The 16,349-nt window shown below is 69.2% G+C and carries 16 protein-coding genes; 10 read left to right on the top strand and 6 right to left on the bottom strand.

Annotated features, from left to right (window positions below; genetic code table 11):
* Positions 1 to 55: 55 nt before the first annotated feature.
* Complete coding sequence (locus ACFLIT_RS12650; RefSeq protein ID WP_479911604.1) at positions 56 to 982, bottom strand: DnaJ C-terminal domain-containing protein; 927 nt, start codon at positions 980 to 982, stop codon at positions 56 to 58.
* A gap of 76 nt (positions 983 to 1,058) precedes the next feature.
* On the bottom strand, positions 1,059 to 1,544 hold the full coding sequence (locus tag ACFLIT_RS12645; protein ID WP_479911603.1) for a YcgN family cysteine cluster protein: 486 nt from the start codon (positions 1,542 to 1,544) through the stop codon (positions 1,059 to 1,061).
* A gap of 35 nt (positions 1,545 to 1,579) precedes the next feature.
* On the opposite strand from ACFLIT_RS12645, the gene pbpC reads away from it, so the two are divergent.
* Both pbpC and ACFLIT_RS12635 read left to right on the top strand, forming a co-directional pair.
* Positions 1,580 to 3,673, top strand: coding sequence for a multimodular transpeptidase-transglycosylase PbpC (pbpC, locus tag ACFLIT_RS12640; protein ID WP_479911602.1), 2,094 nt, complete (start codon positions 1,580 to 1,582; stop codon positions 3,671 to 3,673).
* A 36-nt stretch (positions 3,674 to 3,709) separates the two neighbouring features.
* The gene (locus tag ACFLIT_RS12635) at positions 3,710 to 5,506 is read left to right on the top strand and encodes an ABC-F family ATP-binding cassette domain-containing protein (protein ID WP_479911601.1); all 1,797 of its coding nucleotides are present in this window, start codon (positions 3,710 to 3,712) and stop codon (positions 5,504 to 5,506) included.
* A gap of 515 nt (positions 5,507 to 6,021) precedes the next feature.
* Here the strand turns inward: ACFLIT_RS12635 and ACFLIT_RS12630 are convergent.
* The gene (locus ACFLIT_RS12630; RefSeq protein WP_479911600.1) at positions 6,022 to 6,336 is read right to left on the bottom strand and encodes a hypothetical protein; all 315 of its coding nucleotides are present in this window, start codon (positions 6,334 to 6,336) and stop codon (positions 6,022 to 6,024) included.
* A gap of 134 nt (positions 6,337 to 6,470) precedes the next feature.
* On the opposite strand from ACFLIT_RS12630, the gene ACFLIT_RS12625 reads away from it, so the two are divergent.
* The 5 genes from ACFLIT_RS12625 (at position 6,471) to pseH (ending at position 10,209) form a co-directional block, all read left to right on the top strand.
* Positions 6,471 to 7,487 (top strand): ABC transporter substrate-binding protein, encoded by a 1,017-nt coding sequence (locus tag ACFLIT_RS12625; protein WP_479911599.1) that lies wholly within the window; start codon positions 6,471 to 6,473, stop codon positions 7,485 to 7,487.
* Complete coding sequence (locus ACFLIT_RS12620; protein WP_479911598.1) at positions 7,484 to 8,464, top strand: mitochondrial fission ELM1 family protein; 981 nt, start codon at positions 7,484 to 7,486, stop codon at positions 8,462 to 8,464. Before ACFLIT_RS12625 ends, ACFLIT_RS12620 begins: the two co-directional genes overlap by 4 nt.
* Positions 8,461 to 8,757, top strand: a complete 297-nt coding sequence (locus ACFLIT_RS12615; RefSeq protein WP_479911597.1) for a GIY-YIG nuclease family protein — start codon at positions 8,461 to 8,463, stop codon at positions 8,755 to 8,757. The genes ACFLIT_RS12620 and ACFLIT_RS12615 overlap by 4 nt, the downstream gene beginning before the upstream one ends.
* A gap of 181 nt (positions 8,758 to 8,938) precedes the next feature.
* A complete protein-coding gene (locus ACFLIT_RS12610) occupies positions 8,939 to 9,652 on the top strand; it encodes a cytidylyltransferase domain-containing protein (protein ID WP_479911596.1) in 714 nt (237 codons plus the stop codon).
* Positions 9,649 to 10,209, top strand: a complete 561-nt coding sequence (pseH, locus tag ACFLIT_RS12605) for a UDP-4-amino-4,6-dideoxy-N-acetyl-beta-L-altrosamine N-acetyltransferase (RefSeq protein WP_479911595.1) — start codon at positions 9,649 to 9,651, stop codon at positions 10,207 to 10,209. Before ACFLIT_RS12610 ends, pseH begins: the two co-directional genes overlap by 4 nt.
* Before the next feature lie 154 nt (positions 10,210 to 10,363).
* Here the strand turns inward: pseH and pseG are convergent, their stop codons facing one another.
* Complete coding sequence (pseG, locus tag ACFLIT_RS12600; protein WP_479911594.1) at positions 10,364 to 11,293, bottom strand: UDP-2,4-diacetamido-2,4,6-trideoxy-beta-L-altropyranose hydrolase; 930 nt, start codon at positions 11,291 to 11,293, stop codon at positions 10,364 to 10,366.
* A 131-nt stretch (positions 11,294 to 11,424) separates the two neighbouring features.
* Between pseG and trxB the strand changes: the two genes are divergently transcribed.
* Both trxB and ACFLIT_RS12590 read left to right on the top strand, forming a co-directional pair.
* Positions 11,425 to 12,438, top strand: coding sequence for a thioredoxin-disulfide reductase (trxB, locus tag ACFLIT_RS12595; RefSeq protein ID WP_479911593.1), 1,014 nt, complete (start codon positions 11,425 to 11,427; stop codon positions 12,436 to 12,438).
* 92 nt (positions 12,439 to 12,530) lie between these two features.
* Positions 12,531 to 12,821 (top strand): hypothetical protein, encoded by a 291-nt coding sequence (locus tag ACFLIT_RS12590; RefSeq protein ID WP_479911592.1) that lies wholly within the window; start codon positions 12,531 to 12,533, stop codon positions 12,819 to 12,821.
* Between the two features lies 1 nt (position 12,822).
* Here the strand turns inward: ACFLIT_RS12590 and ACFLIT_RS12585 are convergent, their stop codons facing one another.
* A complete protein-coding gene (locus tag ACFLIT_RS12585; RefSeq protein ID WP_479911591.1) occupies positions 12,823 to 14,130 on the bottom strand; it encodes a PQQ-dependent sugar dehydrogenase in 1,308 nt (435 codons plus the stop codon).
* Positions 14,131 to 14,184: 54 nt separating this feature from the next.
* On the bottom strand, positions 14,185 to 15,435 hold the full coding sequence (locus tag ACFLIT_RS12580; RefSeq protein ID WP_479911590.1) for an aspartate kinase: 1,251 nt from the start codon (positions 15,433 to 15,435) through the stop codon (positions 14,185 to 14,187).
* A 109-nt stretch (positions 15,436 to 15,544) separates the two neighbouring features.
* Here ACFLIT_RS12580 and ubiG point away from each other — a divergent pair, with 109 nt between their 5' ends.
* A complete protein-coding gene (ubiG, locus tag ACFLIT_RS12575) occupies positions 15,545 to 16,300 on the top strand; it encodes a bifunctional 2-polyprenyl-6-hydroxyphenol methylase/3-demethylubiquinol 3-O-methyltransferase UbiG (protein WP_479911589.1) in 756 nt (251 codons plus the stop codon).
* Positions 16,301 to 16,349: the final 49 nt, after the last annotated feature.

The following is a 16,349-nucleotide window of genomic DNA, read 5'->3' as shown; positions in this document are numbered from 1 at the left end:
GCTGAGACGTGGAAATCACCCTCACCCCTGCCCCTCTCCCATCAAGGGAGAGGGATCATTTTCTTCTTGGGGCGTACGGCCGCTTGGCGCGCCACTGCTCGGCGAACTTCTCCAGTTCGCTGTCGGTCGCGTCCGGCAGGGTGACGACCAGACGGGCCACGAGGTCGCCGCGCTTGCCCTTGGCGTCCGCCAGGCCGCGCCCCTTCAGACGCAGTTGCGAGCCGCTGTTCGAGCCCTTGGGGATGGTGACCATCACGTTCCCCTCGGGCGTCGGCGCGGCCACCTTGCCGCCCAGCACCGCGTCGGGGACGCTGACCGGCAGATCCATGACCAGGCCGTCGCCCTCGCGGCGGAACACCGGGTGCGGCTTGATGGTCAGTTCGATCAGGGCGTCGCCCGCGCCGCCGCGTCCGGGGGAGCCCTGCCCCTTCATTCGCAGCGTCTGGCCCTCGCTGACGCCGGAGGGAATGGTCACGTCGAGGGTGCGGCCGTCGGAAAAGGCCAGCCGCTTCTTGCCGCCCTTGATCGCCTCCTCGAGATCGATCTCCAGCTTGGCGCGCAGGTCCTGGCCGCGCGGATTGAAGGGGCCGCCGCCGCCCATGCCGCCGCGTCCGCCGTTGCGGCCGAGAATCTCGCTGAGGATGTCGGAAAAGTCGCCGCCGCCCCCGCCCGCGAAGCCGCCGCCGAAGTCGCCGGGACCGCGCTGCGCCCCGCCGAACGGATGGCCGCCGCCGAACGGATGGCCGGTGAACTGTTCGCGCCCGTCGGCGTCGATCTCGCCGCGGTCGAACTTCTTGCGCTTCTCCTCGTCGCCGAGGATGTCGAAGGCGGCGCTGACGCGCTTGAACCGCTCCTCAGCCGCCTTGTCGCCGGGGTTGGTGTCGGGATGGAACTGCTTCGCGAGCTTGCGGAACGCCTTGCGGATCTCGTCCGCGCTCGCGCCGCGCTTCACGCCGAGCTCGGAATAGGGGTCACCGGCCAAGGGTCTCAGGTCTCCGCGAAGGTCAAAGCCGATCAATTAGGCCGTTCGACGCCGGGCGCAACCGCAAGGGCCGGGCTCAGCCTTCCTCACCGTCCGGATCGGCGTCGCTCTTGTCGCGCGCCAGGTCCCAGGCGGTGAAGTCGAGAGCGTCGTCCTCATCCTCCAGCGCCGCCTCGGAGATGGTCTGGTTGCGCACCGAGACGCCCGCGCGGTGCACGCTTTCCGGATCGCCGGTGATCAGCGGATGCCACTGCGGCAGGGGCTTGCCCTCATGCAGCCGGCGATAGGCGCAGGACGACGGCATCCATTGCAGCCCCTCGATATTGTAGGGCGTCAGCTTGATGCAGTCAGGCACGTGCTTGCGGCGGTTGGCGTAGTCCGAGCATCGGCAGGCGGCGCTGTCGAACAGCTTGCAGTGCACGCGGGTTGGGATGATTTCGCCGCTGACCTCGTCCTCGAAACGGATCAGGCAGCAGAGCCCGCATCCGTCGCAGAGGCTCTCCCACTCCCGCACGGTCATCTGGTGGAGGGCTTTGACCTCCCAAAAAGGCTTGTGCGGCATTCGCGCTTCTCTAGACCAAGGCGGAGCGGGCCGCCATGCGTCGTGCTCGCGCGGGGACCTCATTGAGCGACAAGGATCGTCAGAACGCGCCGTCTCCGGCCTTCGGCCGTCGCCCGCCGACCGAGACGTTCCGCGCCGACGTGGCCCACGCCCGCGCGCGGGCGGTCGCCCGCTGGAGCCGAATTCTCGGCGTCGTCGCCGTCGTCGGTCTGATCGCCCTGGCGGCCGGCGGCGCCTGGGTCTGGCATCGCTATCTGCGCGACACCCCCGCCCTGCCCGACCGCGAGGCCCTGTTCGCCGTCAACCGCGCGCCCGGCATCCGCTTCCAGGATGCGACCGGCCAACTGATCGCCACGCGCGGCCCGCGCTACGGCGAGCGCGTCACGCTCAAGGACCTGCCGCCCCACGTCGCCCAGGCCTTCCTCGCCGCCGAGGACCGCCGCTTCTATCAGCACGGCCCCATCGATCCCTACGGCATCATCCGCTCGGCCTGGGTCAATTGGCGGGCGGGCCAGGTGGTGCAGGGCGGCTCCACCCTGTCGCAGCAGTTGGCCAAGGGCCTGTTCCTCACGCCGGACCAGACCGTCGAGCGCAAGCTGCAGGAAATGCTGATGGCCGCGCGACTGGAGCGGATCCTCAGCAAGGACGAGGTGCTGGAGCTCTACCTCAACCGCATCTTCTTCGGAGCCAACACCTTCGGCATCGACGGCGCGGCCCGCACCTATTTCGACAAGCCGGCCTCGCAGCTGACCGTGGCGGAAGCGGCTCTGCTAGCCGCCCTGCCCAAGGCGCCCTCGCGCCTGGCCCTGACGCGCGGCATGTCCGCCGCCCTGGCCCGTCAGAAGCTGGTGCTGGCGCGCATGCGCAAGGAGCGTTGGATCGACGAGGCGCAATACCGGCGGGCCCTGGCTGAAACGCCCCGCCTCTCGCCGAGCGCCCGGCAGAACGAAGGCGTCTATGGCTACCTGCTCGACTACGCCACCAGCGAGGCGATCCGCATCGCCGGGCCCAATTCGCCGGACCTCATCGTGCGCTTGACGGTCGATTCGCACCTGCAGGCCGAGGCGGCGAAGATCGTGCGCGAGGTCATGGCCGGCGACGGGGCCAAGGCCGGCGCCGGCCAGGCGGCCCTGGTCGCCCTGTCGGAGGACGGCGGCGTCCGGGCGATGGTCGGCGGACGCGACTACAGCGAGAGCGTGTTCAACCGCGCGGTCCAGGCGCGCCGGCAGCCGGGCTCCACTTTCAAGCCGTTCGTCTACGCCGCCGCCATCGACCACGGCGTTCTGCCCACCGACATCCGCCAGGACGCGCCGATCCGCTTCGGCGCCTGGCGGCCGCAGAACTACGGCGGCGGCTATCGCGGCCCGATCACCGTCGAAAGCGCCTTGATCAACTCGATCAACACCGTCGCCGTGCGCCTGGCGCAGGAGGCCGGGGTCGGCGCTGTCAGCAGCCTCGCCCGCCGCTTCGGCATCACCACCCTGCCGCCGCAGATCGACCTCTCGGTGGCGCTGGGCGCCTATGAGGTGACCCTCCTCGACATGACCTCCGCGTTTCAGGTCTTCCAGCAGGGCGGCGAACGCACGCCGCCGCATGTGATCGAGGCGATCGCCACCGTCGGGGGCCAGCCGCTGTTCGCCTGGACGCCGCCGGCGCCCGACGCGGTCTATGGCGTCGAGCACGCCAGCATGATGGTGAAGATGATGAAGAAGGTCGTGCAGTACGGCACCGCCCAGCGCGCGAGCTTCGGTCGCCCGGCGGCGGGCAAGACCGGCACCAGCCAGAACTGGCGCGACGCCTGGTTCGTGGGCTTTACCCCGGACTTCGTCGGCGGCGTCTGGGTCGGCAACGACGACGACAAGCCGATGAACAAGGTGGTGGGCGGCGACCTGCCGGCGAGCATCTGGCGGCGGTTCATGATCGTGGCCCACGAGGGCCTGCCGCCGCGCGACTTCCCGTTCCTGACCCCCGACGTGCTGCCCGCCAACCAAGCGGACCCGCGCAACGGCTTCTATGACAGCCTCGCCGCCGAGTTCGCCCGCGCCGCCGCCGAGGCGCGCAGCGACGCGCCGATTGCGCCGGGCGGGGCGCCGGACTATGTGCCGCCGTCCGCGGACCTTCCCTACTGAGGGCGCCGCGCCCGCCCGAAAGCCCTGATCGAGTTCATGCGTCCCCCCGTCCTGGCCCTGAAATCCGTCCGCCTCGCGGATGGCGAGCGCATGTTGTTCGACGGCGTCGACCTGGCGCTGGAGCCGCGCACCCGCGCCTGCCTGGTGGGTCGCAACGGCGCGGGCAAGACCACCCTCTTGCGCATGCTGGCCGGCCTGATCGAGGCCGACGGCGGCGAACGCTCGGTGACGCCCGGCGCGCGGGTGACGCTGGTCGCGCAGGAACCGATCATCGAAGGCGAGACGCTGCTCGACTACGCCGTCGCCGGCGGCGCCCCCGGCTACCAGGCCGAGGCCGCGCTGACCGACCTCGGGCTCGATCCGAAACGCGGGACGCAGGGGCTTTCCGGCGGTGAAACCCGCCGCGCGGCGCTGGCCCGGGCCTTCGCCGAGGAGCCGGACGTCCTGCTGCTGGACGAGCCGACCAACCACCTCGACATCTTCGCCATCCAGACGCTGGAAGAGATGGTCGCGGCCAGCCGCGCCGCCGTGCTGGTGGTCAGCCACGACCGCGCCTTCCTCGAACGCGTCACCCAGCGCTGCTTCTGGCTCGACAACCGCCGCGTCTGGCGGCTCGACAAGGGTTTCGCCGAGTTCGACGACTGGTCCGAGCGCATCGAGGCGGCCCAGGCGGAGGAGGCCCGCAAGCTCGACAAGATGCTGGAGCGCGAGACCCACTGGCTGCACCGCGGCGTCACCGCCCGCCGCGCGCGCAACGAGGGCCGCCGACGCAACCTGTTGGCCCTGCGCGCGCAGAAGAAGGAGATGATGTCGCTCCAACGCGGCGAACTCTCCATGGGCCTTGAGGGCTCGGGCGCGTCGGGCAAGCGGGTGATCGAGGCCAAGGGGCTGTCGAAGGCCTACGGCGAGAAGGTGCTGCTGAAAGACTTTTCGACCCGCATCCTGCGCGGCGACCGGGTCGCCATCGTCGGCGCCAACGGCGCCGGCAAGACCACCCTGATCAAGATGCTGCTCGGGGAGATCGCGCCCGACTCCGGCTCGGTGAAACTCGGGACCAATCTCGACATGGTCTACCTCGATCAGGCGCGGGCCGCGCTCAGCGAGGGCCAGACCCTTTGGGAGACCCTGGCCCCCGAGGGCGGCGACCAGATCATGGTGCGCGGGCGCCCCAAGCACGTCGCCGCCTACGCCAAGGATTTCCTGTTCCGCGAAAACCAGCTTCGCCAGCCTGTCGCCAGCCTCTCGGGCGGCGAGCGCAATCGCCTGCTGCTGTCGCGCGCCCTCGCCCAGCCCGCCAACCTGCTGGTGCTCGACGAGCCGACCAACGACCTCGACATGGACACCCTGGAGCTGCTTGAGGATCTGCTGGCCGACTATGACGGCGCCCTGCTGCTGGTCAGCCACGACCGCGACTTCATCGACAAGCTGGCTACCTCGACCATCGCCCTCGACGGTCGCGGCCGCGCCGTCGAGACCCCTGGCGGCTGGAACGACTTCCTCGACCAGAATCCCGGCTTCTTCGACTTCCGCCACGCGACGCCGCCCGCCAAGGCCACGCCCAAGCCGGTCGAGGCGCCCCGGAAGGCCGCCACCAAGCTCTCCTACAAGGATCAGCGGCGGCTGGAGGAACTGGAAAGGCTGGTCGCCGATCTGCCGGGCGTGATCGCCGCCCACGACGCCAAGCTGGCCGACCCCGACCTCTACAGCCGCGACCCCGCCGGCTTCGACCGCATCATGAAGGCGGCCGACAAGGCCCGCGCCGACCTGGCGGCGGCCGAGGAAGAGTGGCTGGAGCTCGAAGAAAAACGTGAAAACCTCGGCGGTCCGGGCTAGAAGACCCGCGCTGGAGCCTTGACGGGCCGCTTCGCAGAACCCTGTTAGCAAACCAGCAAACCACTGAAATCGCTGAACGACTCGCGGCGCCCTCCACCGCCTTTGCACAGCTTTTTCGCTGCTGCGTCCACCGGCGTTCGCGGCCGGGCCATTGTCGAAAATCCGGGCCCGGAACATCCTCAACCCGTCGAGAGGACATCGCGGCGCGGCCCACCAGGGAAACCCGGGAAAGCAAGCGAACGAGGGCCAAGCCGGCGCCGCTACCGAAGGTTCACCCCTTCAAGTGCGCCGCCGAGCAACGGCAGGGACCGACAAGCGGACGCGAGGGAGACCCCGCGAAGCGCACGGACCCGAGGCTCGGCAGAGTTTCGAAGGCTTCGGCTGGAGGGCTCAAAACGGATCGTCGCGACTTCGGTCGTGAAGCTCCGACGAGTTTCGAAGGCCCCGGCCGGAGAACTCGGGTGAGGGGCGAGGCCGCCGGGCGACCGGAAGCCTCGCCCCTTTCTCGTTTCCGGCTATTGGTTGCTCGGCGCGGGCGCCGGGGCCGGAGCGCTCGGCGGCGCCACATTGTCGGCGGCGCGATTGGCCGCCCCCGCCACGCTGCCGGCGGCCTCACCGACGCTGCCCGCCGCGTCGGCCACCGCGCGGGTGCGCAGGTTGTCGTTCTGGCTGTTGCTCCACAGGAAGTAGCCGCCGACCGCCACCGCGACCAGCAGGACGAGAGCGATCAGCGCGCCGCCCACGCCGGCGCCGCCACCGCCGTCGCGTTCGATGACCGTGGTGTGGGGGGCGGTCTCGGATTCCGTCACGCGTTCAACTGTCTTCACCATGAGAAGTCTCCCAGTTTTGTCCCTGGCAAGGCAAACGGCGCAGAAAGAACGCCGTTCCGTGCTCTCGCCAACGGCGTCACTTGGCTTGGAATGACGCGTCGCCGCGCCTACCCTCCGCGCGCGGAGGGCCTCCCATGAGAATCGGCAAAATCCTGATCGCCGCGGCGCTCGCGGCCTTGGTCGCGGCCTGCTCGCCCAAGGCCTCCGAGCAGGCGGCTGACAGCGGCGCCACGCCCATCCGTTTCGCCACCGACTGGCGGGCCCAGGCCGAGCAGGGCGGCTTCTATCAGGCCCTCGCCACCGGCGAATACGAGAAGCGCGGCCTGAAGGTCACCCTTATCCAGGGCGGCCCGGGCGTGAACGTGCCGCAACTTCTGGCCGCCGGCGCGGTCGAGATGGGCATGGGCTCCAACAGCTTCATCGCCATGAACCTGGCGGCCGAGAAGGCGCCGGTGAAGGTGGTCGCCGCCTTCATGCAGAAGGACCCGCAGGTGCTGATGGCCCACCCCGGCGAGGGCGTGAACTCCATCGCCGACATGAAGGGCCGCCCGATCCTGCTGTCGGACGCCTCGGTCACCGCCTTCTGGGTCTGGCTGAAGGCGAAATACGGCTTCACCGACGGCCAGGTGCGCAAATACACCTTCAACCCCGCGCCGTTCATCGCCGACAAGAGCGTGATCCAGCAGGGCTACGTCACCAGCGAGCCCTACACGATCGAAAAGACGGCCGGCTTCAAGCCCGCCGCCTTCCTGCTCGCCGACGAGGGCTATCCCGGCTACGCCACCATGGTCATGGCTTCGGACAAGTTGATCGCCGAACATCCGGACGCCGTCCGCGCCTTCAACGAGGCGACCGCCGTCGGCTGGGTCAGCTACCTGCATGGCGACGCCAGGCCGGGCGACGCCCTGATCCTGAAGGACAATCCGGAAATGACGCAGGACCTGCTCGACCAGGCCCGCGAAAAACTGCGCCAGTACGAGATCGTCGAGGGCGGCGACGCCAAGATCCAAGGCGTCGGGGCGATGACCGACGCCCGCTGGAAGGCGTTCTTCGATGTCGCCTCGGCCCAGGGCGTCTATCCGAAGACAATGGACTACAAGTCCGCCTATACCCTCGCCTTCCTGCCCAAGCCGCCCGCCTCGGCCCCGTGAGCGCCCAGCCTCTCGTCATCTGGGCGGTGTCGGACGGCCGCGCCGGCATCGAGGCCCAGGCGCTCGGCGTCGCCGAGGCGGTGGCGCGCCAGCGACCGGCGACCATCGTTCGCAAGCACGTGGCCTGGAAGGGCTGGCTCGGCCGCCTGCCCTGGTGGGCGCACCTGTTCCCCCGCCGCGGCCTCGAGCCGAGCAGCGGCATCGAGGCGCCGTGGCCCGATCTGTGGGTCGCCGCCGGGCGCGCCACCCTGCCCCTGTCGATCCGCGTGAAGTCCTGGTCCGGCGGCAAGACCTTCGTGGTGCAGACGCAGGACCCGCGCGTGCCGGCCCACATGTTCGACCTCGTGGCCCCCCCGAAGCACGACCGCCTGACCGGCGACAACGTCTTCCCGATCACCGGCGCCCCGCACCGGGTGACGCCCGCGCGGCTGGAGGCGGAGTATCCGGCCTTCGCCGACTTGCTCGATCCCCTGCCCCGCCCGCGCGTGGCGGTGCTGATCGGCGGAGCCTCGCGCGGCTTCGACCTGCCGCCTGAGCGGGCCGCCGCCATCGCCAACGACCTGCAGCTGGCGCTGGAGGCCGAGGGCGGGTCGCTGATGGTCACCTTCTCGCGCCGCACGCCGGAGGACGCCAAGGCCCTGCTCACCGCCCGCCTGCGCGGCCTGCCCGGCGTCATCTGGGATGGCCAGGGCCCCAACCCCTACTTCGCCTACCTCGCGGCCGCCGACTATGTGCTGGTCACCGAGGACAGCGCCAACATGGCCACGGAGGCGGCGGCCACCGGCAAGCCGGTCTTCATCCTGAAGATGCAGGGCCACAGCCTGAAATTCCGTCTGTTCCACGAGGAACTCGAACGCCACGGGGCCGCGAGGCCTTTCGGCGGGGCGTTTCATCGCTGGAGCTACGAGCCGCTGCTGGAAACCGATCGGCTGGCCGGCGAGGTGCTGCGGCGGATGGATGCGGAGCGGGGGCGGTGAGAGAGGAGCGGCAGATCGGCGTCTATATCATGACCGATAAGCCGCGCGGCACGCTCTACATCGGAATGAGCGGCTACATGTCTCGCCGCATCTATGAGCATCGCGAAGGCGCGCTCCCCGGCTTCACCAAGCGGCACGGGCTCAAGCGGCTCGTCTGGTATGAAATGCAGGACGAAATAGCTCAAGCCTATCAGCGCGAGCGTTCACTGAAGCGCTACCCGCGCCAATGGAAGATCAACCTCATCGAGCGGGAAAACCCGCACTGGGACGATCTCTACGCGAGCCTGATTTGAATTCGCCGCCACTCAAATTCACCGCTTCCCTCGGCCTTGTGCCGAGGGCCCCTCCGTCCGCTTCTCGGCGCCTTGGCTTGAGGGCGCGCGCCCTTCCCCAAGCTTTGCTCACCCTTTGGCAGGGGTCCTCGGCACAAGGCCGAGGGAAGCGGGTGTTTTTTTAAGCTGGAGGTTTCGGTCAATGATCCTCGCGGTGCTGCAAGCGCGCATGACCTCCACGCGCCTGCCGGGCAAGGTGATGCTGCCGCTCGCGGGGGCGCCCATGGTGCTGCGGCAGGTCGAGCGGATCGCGCGGGCCCAGCGCATTGACCGTCTGGTGGTCGCCACCAGCGTCGACCCCACGGACGACGTTCTCGAAACCACCCTCAGCGACGCCGGTCTCGCCGTCTTCCGCGGCCCGCTCGACGACGTGCAGGCCCGCTTCGTCGCGGCGCTGGACGCCTATCCGGCCGAACACCTCGTGCGCCTCACCGCCGATTGCCCGCTGACCGACCCGACGGTGATCGACGCGACCATCGATCACGTCATCGCCGCCGGCGCCGACTACGGCTCCAACACCCCGCCGCACCGCACCTTTCCCAAGGGCCTCGATGTCGAGGTGATGACCGCCAAGGCCCTGCGCGAGGCCGCGGCCGACCCGAGCGAAGAGGCGCGCCAGCACGTCACCTGGGACCTGCATCGCGGGCCGGACCGCTGGACGCAGGCCTTCCTCAGCCAGGCCGCCCAGGAGGGCGAGGTGCGCTGGACGGTGGACCGGCCGGACGACTACGTCTTCGTCGGCGCCGTCTACGACGCCCTTTATCAGGCCAACCCGGGCTTCAGCTCCGAGGCCGTGCGCGCCTTGGTGCGCGGCCGAGAGGATCTGGCGATGCTCGGCGGGGAGCGCCGGGTTTGACGGCGAGCGTGACCCTGGCGCCCGTCGTCGCGGCCGACAGCGAGCGCCTGCTGGCCTGGCGCAATTCGCCGGATGTGCGAGCCTTCATGTACACCGATCACGTCATCGCGCCGGACGAGCACGCCCGCTGGTTCGCCGCCGCCATGGCAGATCCGACGCGTCGATACTGGATCATCGAAGCCGACGGCCAGGGGATCGGCCTCGCCAACCTCTACGACATCGACCCCGCCAAGCGCCGCGCGAACTGGGCCTACTACATCGCCGATCCCACCCAGCGCGGGCGCGGCGTCGGCGTCATGGCCGAGTTCCGGGTGATCGAGCAGGCGTTCGGCGGCCTCGGCCTGGCGCGCCTGGCCTGCGAGGTGCTGGAGACCAATCCGGCGGTCATCAAGCTGCACAAACGGTTTGGGTTCACGGAGACGACTCGGCTGGTCGGCCGCGCGGTGAAGCAAGGCAAGGCCGTTGACGCCATCGGCCTGGAGCTGACCGCCGAGACCTGGGCCGCCGCACGGCCGGCGATGACCGAACGGCTCAGCGGGATGGGATTCGAACTCTAACACTCCGCTTCCCTCGGCCTTGTGCCGAGGGCCCCTCGTTCGGGCCGATCAAAGCGGCGGAAAAGCCTGGGCAGCGCTCCAAGGCGCAAGCCTAGCTGACGCAGAGGCCCTCGGCACGAGGCCGAGGGAAGCGATGTAAATGGAGCGCGAGAGGTTAGATCGCGCGGAGAATCCGCTCCGCCGCCCGCCCGGCTCCCTGTCCGTCGCACAGCGCCGCGGATGTCTGCGACAGTCGCGTCCGCAACGCCGCGTCCCGCCCTAGTCTGCCGAACGCCGCCGCTAGCCGCGTCTCGAACCCGGGCCAGCGCGCATCGAGCGCCAGGGTCGCGCCGCGCTCATCCAGCTTCATGGTCAGGTCGCGCTGGTTGTCGGCCAGGATCAGGCTGACGCTGGGCAGGCCGAGGCAGGCCCGCTCCCACAGGCTCGAACCGCCGGCGCCGACGCCGATGTCGGCCTCGGTGATCAGCTCGCCCATGGCGTCGGTCTGCACGTGCAGCACGATGCGCCCCTCGTCGGCCAAGGCGCTCAGCGCCAGGAGGCTGGGCGCCGACGCCCCGACCACCACCTCGAGCACGACGCCCTCGGCGACCGGCAGCAGGGCCGCGACCGCCCGCCCGGTGAGTCCGCCGACATCGGTCAGGCCGAGCGAGACCAGCGCCCGCCTGGCCTCGCCACCCCGCCGCGCCAGGGCCGCCGGCCGCAGAACCCCGAACTCCGGCCGCACCAGTTGATACCCCGGCCCGTCCAGAGCCCCCGGATCGATCACCAAGGCCGCGTCCGGATGCGGCCGACCGAGATCCTCCAGCGTCACCAGCCTGCCGCCGAGCGCCCCGAACGCCGCCTCCTCGGCCAGCGACAGGCGATAGTGGTCGACCACCACGGCGTCGAAGCCGCCCTGCCCCGGCGCCGCGCGGCCGACCTCCGGCGGCGCGAAGGCGTCGAGCACCGGCGCGGCATCGGGGGTGGCCAGGAAGGCGACCTCAGCCCCACGCGCCGTCAGCGCCCCGGCCAGGGTGAGGCAGCGCATGACGTGGCCGCCGCCGATGGCGGCCCCAGCGTCGCAAATGAAAAGAATTCGACTCAACGCGTGCTCGCTAGTCCCCGCGGCGATTGGCCAAGGCCGCGCCGATTGCAGCTCCGATGAGGACGCGGACAGATTTCTTCATGGGCCACGCTCTGATGCCATGGCCTGGAATCGGCCCTATATCTGCGCCCATGTCGAGCCCCGCCAAAGAGCCCCGCACCGTTCGTTGCCTGATCGTCGGATCGGGCCCCGCCGGCTACACCGCCGCCATCTACGCCGCCCGCGCGCTGCTGCAGCCGGTGATGATCGCCGGCCTGCAGCCCGGCGGCCAGCTGACCATCACCACCGACGTGGAAAACTACCCGGGCTTCGCCGACGTCATCCAGGGCCCCTGGCTGATGGAGCAGATGCGCGCCCAGGCCGCCCACGTCGGCACCGAATTCGTCGAGGACACCGTCGTCTCGGCCGACCTCTCGCAGCGCCCGTTCCGCCTGGTCTGCGACAGCGGCGACGTCTGGCTGGCCGAGACCCTGATCATCGCCACCGGCGCCCAGGCCAAATGGCTGGGCCTGGAGAGCGAGCAGAAGTTCCAGGGCTTTGGCGTCTCGGCCTGCGCCACCTGCGACGGCTTCTTCTATCGCGGCCGCCAGGTGGCCGTGGTCGGCGGCGGCAACACGGCCGTCGAGGAAGCCCTCTACCTGACCAACTTCGCCGAGAAGGTGACCCTGATCCACCGCCGCGACGAACTGCGGGCCGAGAAAATCCTGCAGGAGCGCCTGTTCAGCCACCCGAAGGTCGAGGTGATCTGGAACGCCGCCATCGAGCAGGTGGTCGGCGACACCGACCCCATGGGCGTCACCGGCGTGAAGCTGAAGGACATGGTCAGCGGCGAGACCCGCGAACTGGCGGTCGACGGCGTGTTCATCGCCATCGGCCACGCTCCCTCGTCCGACCTGTTCAAGGGCCAGCTGGAAATGGACGCCTCGGGCTATCTGAAGGTCCAGCCCGGCAAGACGGCCACCGCCATCGAAGGCGTCTACGCCGCTGGCGACGTCACCGACGACGTCTACCGCCAGGCCGTCACCGCCGCCGGCATGGGCTGCATGGCGGCCCTGGAAGCCATGCGCTTCCTGGCCGAGAAGGACCACGAAAAGGCCCACCATCCGATCAGCCACGAAGAGGCGGAGAAGATCGGGGTCTGGTGATCGACAACTTTTAATGCCAGCCCAGAGGGCATCAAAACATCCCTCCACCTAAAGAAGAATCGTCGGAGGATCAGGGCAAAGGAGAACCGCCCATGGCCACTGCCGAAATGCACGAGGTTCGCTACCGTCTTCACTTGGCGAATGCCGACCTGAACTTCACACTTGAAGCTTTCGGCGATTATGTTGCCGAGCGCGAGGGATACGATGACATCGACGGATTCGATGCTTTGCGGTTCTATCTCATGGAAAGGCACGGCTACCTTCCACGTGATGCTACCGCCCTTTCCCTTGAAGACCTTCGTTTTGCCCTAAACGTCGAAATGGCGGGTTGGCGACTGCCTCCCGAAGCTATCGGCGTCTTGAATACCGCAAGGACCAGCTAGCCTAACGCGGCGTCACCCGCCACACCGTGTTGCCCACGTCGTCGGCCACCAGCAGCGCGCCCTTGGCGTCGATCGCCACGCCGACCGGCCGGCCGCGCGCCTTGCCGTCGGCCAGGAAGCCGGTGAGCACGTCGCGCGGCGCGCCTGAAGGCTTGCCGGCCACGAACGGCAAATAGATCACCTTGTAGCCGAACGGCGGATTTCGGTTCCAGGAGCCGTGCTGGCCGACGAAGGCCCCGTCCTCGTAGCCCGGCAGGCCGTTGCCGGTGTTGAAGGTCAGGCCCAGCGAGGCGGTGTGGGTTCCGAGCGCGTAGTCCGGCGCAATGGCCTTGGCGACCATGGCCGGGTTCTCCGGCTTCACGCGCGTGTCGACATGCTGGCCATAGTAGCTCCACGGCCAGCCGTAGTGCGCGCCGGGCTTCACGCTGGTCAGGTAGTCGGGGACAAGGTCCGAGCCGAGTTCGTCGCGCTCGTTGACGACGGTGAACAGCTGGCCGTCCATCCAACCCATGCCGTTGGGGTTGCGCAGGCCGGTGGCGAAGATGCGCTTCTGGCCCGTCGCGGGATCGATCTCCCAGATCGCCGCCCGTCCCTCTTCGGCAGGGAGACCGTTCTCGGCGACGTTCGAGTTGGAGCCGACGGTGGCGTAGAGCCGCGCCCCGTCGGGGCTGGCGATCACGTTCTTGGTCCAGTGGTGGTTGCGTGTCCCGGCCGGCAGGTCGGTCACCTTCACCGGCGTCGCGGTGATCTGGGTCTGCCCGGCCTGGTACTGGACCTTCAGGATCGCGTCGGTATCGGCGATGTAGAGGGTGTCGCCCACCAGGGCCATGCCGAACGGCGAGTTCAGACCGGCCAGGAAGGTGGTCTTCATCTCGGCCACGCCGTCGCCGTCGGCGTCGCGCAGCAGGCTGATGCGGTTGGGGCTCTTCACGCCTGCCCCGACCTTGGCCATCACAAGCCCCTGGATCTTGGCCTTCAGACCCTTGTTGTCGTCCGGCTTGGGGGGCGAATTGGTCTCGGCCGCCAGCACATCGCCGTTGGGCAGCACCAGCAGCCAGCGCGGGTGCTCCAGGCCGCTGGCGAAGGCCGCGACCTTCAGGCCCGGCGCGGGCGTCGGCGTCGCGCCCGCCGGCCAACCGACCGCCTCAAACACCTTCATGGTCGGCAGCAGGGTCTTCACCGGCGCCGGCAACTGCGGATTGGGGCCGATGCCGGCCTCGGGCGGCAGCTTGGCGGTTTCGCCGCAAGCCGCGAGCGCGAGGGCGCCGGCCGACGCCAGCGCCGCGATGCGGAATGCTTGGGGGATCATCTGAGGCGTCTCCGGTTCGGCCGATAAAACCGACCGAAACCGCCCCAGTTCCGATTAGAGCTGATCGAGCCCGTAGGCGGCGTGCAGGGCGCGCACGGCGAGTTCGGTGTAGGCGCTGTCGATCAGCACGCTGATCTTGATCTCGGAGGTCGAGATCACCTGGATGTTGACGCCCTTGTCGGCCAGCGCCTTGAACATCGACTGCGCGACGCCGGCATGGCTGCGCATGCCGACCCCGATCACCGAGACCTTGGCGACGTCCTCGTTGACCGCCACCTCCTCGAAGCCGATCTCGGCCTTGGCGGCGTTGACGATCTCGACCGCGCGGCCGGCGTCACGCTTGCCGACGGTGAATTCCATGTTGGCCAGGCCGCCGTCGCGCGAACGCGACTGCACGATCATGTCGACATTGACGTTGGCGTCGGCCAGGCGGCCGAAGATGGCCGACGACACGCCCGGATGATCCGGCAGGCCCAGCAGGCTGACCTTGGCTTCGTCCCGGCTGTAGGCGACGCCGCTGACAATGCGCTTTTCCATGATCTCTTCCTCGTCGCAGACGATGGTGCCGGTGTCCTCGCCCGCTTCGCCGGGCTCCGTAAAGCTCGACAGCACGCGCAGGGGCACGCGCTGGGCCATGGCCAGTTCGACCGACCGCGTCTGCAGCACCTTGGCGCCCAGCGAGGCCATCTCGAGCATCTCCTCGTAGGAGACCTTGGCCAGGCGCTTGGCCTTGCTCTCGATGCGCGGGTCGGTGGTGTAGACGCCGTCGACGTCCGTGTAGATGTCGCAGGACGCGCCGACGGCGGCGGCGATGGCCACCGCGCTGGTGTCCGAGCCGCCGCGGCCGAGCGTGGTGATGCGGCCGTCCGGCGTCACGCCCTGGAAGCCGGCGATCACCGCCACCTCGCCCCTGTCCATCGAAGCGGAGAGCTTCTCGGGCGGGATGTCCTCGATGCGGGCGCGGCCGTGCGCCTCGTCGGTGACGATCGGCAGTTGCCAGCCGGCCCAGCCGCGCGCGGCGACGCCCATGTTGCGCAGGACCATGGCCAGCAGGCCGGCGGTGACCTGTTCGCCCGAGGCGACGACCATGTCGTATTCGTCGTCCGACTCCGGCAGGCCGGGGGCCGCGCGACCGGCCTGATCGGTCCAGGCCACCAGCTCGTTGGTCTTGCCGCTCATCGCCGAGACGACGACGGCCACCTGCTTGCCCGACCGCACTTCGGCCGCGACCAGCCGGCCGACGCGGCGGATGCGCTCCAGGTCGGCCACCGAGGTGCCGCCGAACTTCATCACCAACCGAGACATGGACCGTGTCGCCGCCCTAAAACGCTTCGATTCTTCTTGCCGAACGGCCGGCGATCCGCCACGCCCCCGACAAGAGGCCGCCTTCTAGCGACGGATTTTCGGAACGGCAATGTCGCAATCGTCCCAACAATCATCCATCGATCCGGCGGAAGTCGAACGTTTCTCCCGCATCGCCGCCGAATGGTGGGATCCGAAGGGCAAGTTCGCCCCCCTGCACGTGTTCAACCCCGTGCGCCTGACCTTCATTCGCGAGACCTGCCTGGCGCGTTTCGACCGCGACGGCGCCCAGGCGCAGCCCTTCCAGGGTCTGAAGCTGCTCGACATCGGCTGCGGCGGCGGCCTGTTGAGCGAGCCCATGGCCCGCCTGGGCTTCGAGGTCACCGCCGTCGACGCTTCCGAGCGCAACATCGGCACCGCCTCGACCCACGCCGCCGAACAGGGCCTGACCATCGACTTTCGCGCCTCCACCGCCGAGGCCCTGCTGGCCGAAGGCGCCGGCCCCTTCGACGTGATCCTCAACATGGAGGTGATCGAGCACGTGGCCGACCCCGCCGCCTTCGCCCGCACCTGCGCCAGGATGCTGGCCCCCGGCGGGGTGATGATCGTCGCCACCCTGAACCGCACCCTGAAGGCCCTGGCCCTGGCCAAGATCGGCGCCGAATACGTGCTGCGCTGGGTGCCGGCCGGCACGCATGATTGGAAGAAGTTCCTCCGTCCCGACGAGATCCGCAGTTTCCTGGCCTTCGAGAAGGTCGAGGTCGAGGGGCCGTTCGGCGTCGCCTACGACCCGATCACCGGCCGCTGGAACCGCTCGGCGGACAGCGACGTCAACTACATGATGACGGTGACCAAGGCGGCCGAGTGATCGCCATCAAACCCCATAAAGCCGCTGGGCATGCGCGCGCTTGATCCAT

The sequence above is a fragment of the Caulobacter sp. HJHS_5 genome (assembly GCF_056683955.1).
The sequence above is the reverse complement of the archived record's forward strand: the minus strand, read 5'-3'. Positions and strand labels throughout refer to the sequence as shown.